The organism is Streptomyces sp. NPDC048001, assembly GCF_043203115.1.
Lineage (GTDB): Bacteria > Actinomycetota > Actinomycetes > Streptomycetales > Streptomycetaceae > Streptomyces > Streptomyces sanyensis.
Genome location: NZ_JBIDBN010000006.1, coordinates 336,891 through 341,030 on the forward strand (window position 1 = coordinate 336,891; position 4,140 = coordinate 341,030).

Consider the following 4,140-nt stretch of genomic DNA (forward strand, 5'->3'; position numbering starts at 1 on the left):
TTCCCCAGGAGGTGCCCATGAAGGGCAGCTGTCTGCACGAGATCTTCGCCGAGCGCGTCCGGGAGGCCCCCGACCGGGTCGCGGTCACGGCGCCGGAGGGGCGGCTGACCTACGCGGAACTCGACGCCCGGGCCCGTGACCTGGCCGGACGGCTGGCCGGCGCCGGAGTGGCCCCCGGTGACCTGGTCGGGCTGTGCGCGCCGCGCGGCCTGGAGCAGGTGACCGGCGTCCTCGGCATCCTCCTGGCCGGGGCCGCCTATGTGCCGCTGGACCCCGACTACCCCGCCTCCCGGCTGTCCTCGCTGCTGGAGGACACCCGGCCGACGGTGGTGGCCGCCTCGGACCGGGCGGCCGCCGCGCTGCCCGCCGACGGCCCCCGCCGGGTGCCGATCACCGCGCCGGGGGGCGCCCCCGGCGCTCCGGCCCCGGAGACGCGGCCGCCCGCGGTGCGGGACAGCGACCTCGCCTATGTCATCCACACCTCCGGTTCCACCGGCCGCCCCAAGGGCGTCCTGGTGGAACACCGCCAGGTGGTGCGGCTGTTCACGTCCAGCCGCCGGTGGTTCTCGTTCGGCCCCGACGACGTCTGGGCGCTGTTCCACTCCATGAGCTTCGACTTCTCGGTCTGGGAGCTCTGGGGCGCCCTGCTGCACGGCGGCCGGCTGGTCATCGTCCCCTCGGGACTCGCCCGCACCTCGGACGGGCTGCTGCGGCTGCTGCGCGACGAGGGCGTCACGGTGCTCAACCAGACCCCGTCGGCCTTCCGCCAGCTCGACGCCGCCGTCGCCGGCTCCGGGCCGGGCGGCGACGCGCTCCCCGCGCTGCGGCTGCTGGTCTTCGGCGGCGAGCGGCTCGACCCGCGCACCCTGGACGCCTGGACGGCGCGCCACGGCGACGACCGGCCCCGTCTCGTCAACATGTACGGCATCACCGAGACCTGCGTGCACGTCACCTACCGGCGGCTCACCCGGGCCGACGTGGAGGGCTCCGGGCCGAGCCCCATCGGGGAGCCGCTGCCGGACCTGCGGGTGCACCTGCTGGACGCCGACGGTGCCGAGGTGCCCGACGGCACCCCGGGGGAGATCTGGGTCAGCGGGGACGGCGTCACCCGGGGCTACCTCGGCCGCCCGGAGCTGACCGCCGAGCGCTTCACCGCGCTGCCCGGCGCACCGGAGCTGCGCTGCTACCGCACCGGCGACCGCGCGGTACGCGAGGCGGCCACCGGGGAGCTGCGCTATCTGGGGAGGCTGGACGACCAGATCAAGGTGCGCGGCTTCCGGATCGAGCCCGGCGAGATCGAGGCGTGCCTGCGGGAGCACCCCGGCGTCACCGACGCCGTGGTGCTGGACTACGACGCGGGCGGCGGCGATCTGCGGCTCGCCGCGTGCGTCACGCCGGCCCCCGGCTCCGCCGGCCCCGGGGACCTCGCCGGGGAGCTGAGCGCGCTGGCGGCCGCCCGCCTCCCCGCCCATCTGCGGCCCGCCCGGTACCGCCTCGTCCCCTCCCTGCCGCTCACCGCACAGGGCAAGGCGGACCGGTCCGCCCTGCGCGCGCTGCTGGTCGCCGGGGACTCGGGGGACACCGGGCCGGGCGTCGCCGCCGGGGCCCTCCCCGACGGCTCCGGCCCGCTCCCGGAGGTCGCCAAGATCGTCGCGGAGATACTCGCCCACCCCGCCCCGCCGGGACCGCACGCCGACCTCTTCCAGGCCGGCGCCACCTCGCTCGCCTTCGTGCGGGTGCTGGCCCGCGTCAACGAGCACTTCGGCGTCCGGCTCACCGGCGCCGAGCTGGACGGCGAGGCCACCATCGCCCGGCTCGCGGACTGCGTGACCGACAGCCGGAGCGCCGACGGGGGAGCGGACGCCGCCCCTCCCGGAGGTCCGGCGAGCGCCCGTGCCCCGCATCCCGCCGAACCGGCGGCCACTCATCCGAGGGGAACAGCATGACCACACCGGAACGTCTCCACGCGCTCTCGGCCGAGCAGCTCCACACCTTCCGCGAACAGGGCTACTTCGGGCCGTTCCAGGTCTACGAGCCCGACGAGATGACCCGGCTGTGGAAGCGCGAGCGCCTCGCCCTGATGGACCGTTCGATGGCGGTCTACGGCGACGAGGCGGCCTCGTCCGGCAACACCAACATCTCCAACTACGACCGGCATCTGGACTCGCCGTTCCTCGCCGACCACGTCTGCCGGCCCCAGATCGTCGACCGGGTGACCAGCGTGCTCGGCCTCGACACACTGTGCTGGCGGACCGAGTTCTTCCCCAAGTACCCCGGCGACGAGGGCACCGACTGGCACCAGGCCGACACCTTCGCCAACGCCTCCGGGACGCCGCAGATCGTGTGGCCCGAGGAGCTCAAGGAGTTCGGCGGGACCATCACGGTGTGGACGGCGTTCACCGAGGCCACCGTCGAGAACGGCTGCCTGCAGTTCATCCCCGGCACCCACGAGCGGATGAACTACGACGAGACCCGGCGGATGCACTACCGGCCGGACGGCATCAACCACACCGTCAAGGACGGGGTGCGCCGCGGCTTCTTCGGCTACGACTACCGCGACCTGCAGAAGGACCCGGACTTCGTGCCGGACGAGAGCCGCGCGGAGTCGATGGTGATGCGCCCGGGGCAGGCCATCATGTTCTGGTCCACGCTGATGCACGCCTCCCACCCCCACCAGGGCGGCGACCTCCCGATGCGGCTCGGCTTCGCCTCGCGCTACGTGCCCACCTCGGTGCGCGTCTACCCGGGCACCGAGGCCATCGAGGAGTACGGCGGCCGGGTCACCCTGGACCGCTACGGCGCCGTGCTGGTCTCCGGCGAGGACCGCTACGGCCACAACACCCTGACCGACCGGACCACCCGCGGCCATGTCTTCCCCCGCGGCTGAGGGCCCCGGGACGGCGGACCACCGGGCCGCACCGCGGACGGCCCCCTACGCGGCCCGGCTGGTGGAAGCGGTCCTGGACCTCGCCCCGCTGCTGCAGGCGCTGCCCGCCCCGCTGAGCGTGCCGCCCGGCGACGGCCTGCCGGACGCCGCCGCGCTGGAGCGGGTGACCCGGCGGCTGGGGGTCCCGCCGATCGCGGTGGGCACCCCGGCGGCGGGCGGCCGCGCGCCGGGCGCGGAGACCTTCGCCCAGGTCGCCGCCGCGCGGCTGAAGCTGGCCGGGCCGCCACCGGAACCCGGGTCCACCGCGGCGGAGGGCGGGCTCACCGACGGGGCCGTGGACGCGGCGGCCGCCCGCGACATCGGGCGGGCCGCGCCCCCGCGCACGGTCAAGGCGCCGGACGGCACCCCGCTGCGGATCCACACCACCGGGCCGGACGCGCCCGGCGGACCACCGGTCGTGCTGGCCTCCGCACCCGGGATGCCGGCCCGGCTGGCCGCGTTCTGGCTGCGCGGACTCGCCGCCCGCCACCGGGTGCTGACCGTCGAGACCCGTGGCCTCTTCGGGGACCCGGGAGACCCCGGAGGCTTCACGGAGCCCTTCCCGGGGCACACCGGCCTCGACGCCCAGGCGGACGACCTGATCACCGCCATGGACGAGGCCGGGCTCGCGGACGCCCATGTGATGGGGCTGTGCGGCGGAGCGGCCCTCGCCCTGGCCGCGGCGGCCCGCCATCCGCGGCGGGTGAGCTCCCTCAGCCTCTGGCACGGGGACCTCGAACTCGGCCCCGACGGCCCGAAGACCGACCACCAGCGCAACCTCCAGGCGCTGATGGGCATGGCCCGCGCCGATCCCGCGTCGGCGGGGCTCATCCACCAGGGCCTGCTGAACGCGATGCGCGGCAGCGTGCCGGCGGACATCGCGCCGCTGGCCCTCTACCCCTACGCGGACACCGGGCTGTTCGTGCGCTACTCGGTGCTCAACGGCGCGGTGATGGACACCGATCTGCGCCCGCTGCTGCCACGGGTCACCGCACCGGCGCTGGTCGTCACCAGCGGCGACGACACCACGGCCCATCCCGGAGGATCCGCCGAGGTGGCCCGGGCCCTGCCGGGCGCGACCACCTGGACCCGCCCGCACGGCGACCACATCTCGGTCTTCCGGGGAGCCCCGGAGCTGCTGGCACGCGCCGAGGCGTTTCTTTCCGGTCCTTCCGGCCTCGCCCCCTGACGTCGACGTCACCACCGGAGAAGGC

The 4,140-nt window shown here is 75.6% G+C and carries 3 protein-coding genes; all 3 read left to right on the top strand.

Features of this window, described 5'->3' with window-relative positions; all coding sequences use genetic code 11:
* Positions 1-17: 17 nt before the first annotated feature.
* Genes ACGF15_RS13815 through ACGF15_RS13825 form a run of 3 tightly spaced genes read left to right on the top strand, consistent with a single transcriptional unit; the run spans position 18 to position 4,115 of the window.
* The gene (locus ACGF15_RS13815; RefSeq protein ID WP_392798735.1) at positions 18-1,946 is read left to right on the top strand and encodes an amino acid adenylation domain-containing protein; all 1,929 of its coding nucleotides are present in this window, start codon (positions 18-20) and stop codon (positions 1,944-1,946) included.
* The gene (locus tag ACGF15_RS13820; protein WP_345611946.1) at positions 1,943-2,887 is read left to right on the top strand and encodes a chlorinating enzyme; all 945 of its coding nucleotides are present in this window, start codon (positions 1,943-1,945) and stop codon (positions 2,885-2,887) included. The genes ACGF15_RS13815 and ACGF15_RS13820 overlap by 4 nt, the downstream gene beginning before the upstream one ends.
* On the top strand, positions 2,868-4,115 hold the full coding sequence (locus ACGF15_RS13825; protein WP_345611944.1) for an alpha/beta fold hydrolase: 1,248 nt from the start codon (positions 2,868-2,870) through the stop codon (positions 4,113-4,115). Before ACGF15_RS13820 ends, ACGF15_RS13825 begins: the two co-directional genes overlap by 20 nt.
* Positions 4,116-4,140 lie beyond the last annotated feature (25 nt).

Coding starts and splice junctions, on each gene's coding strand:
- ACGF15_RS13815 (WP_392798735.1), top strand. CDS start 18: ATGAAGGGCAGCTGTCTGCACGAGATCTTCGCCGAGCGCGTCCGGGAG.
- ACGF15_RS13825 (WP_345611944.1), top strand. CDS start 2,868: ATGTCTTCCCCCGCGGCTGAGGGCCCCGGGACGGCGGACCACCGGGCC.
- ACGF15_RS13820 (WP_345611946.1), top strand. CDS start 1,943: ATGACCACACCGGAACGTCTCCACGCGCTCTCGGCCGAGCAGCTCCAC.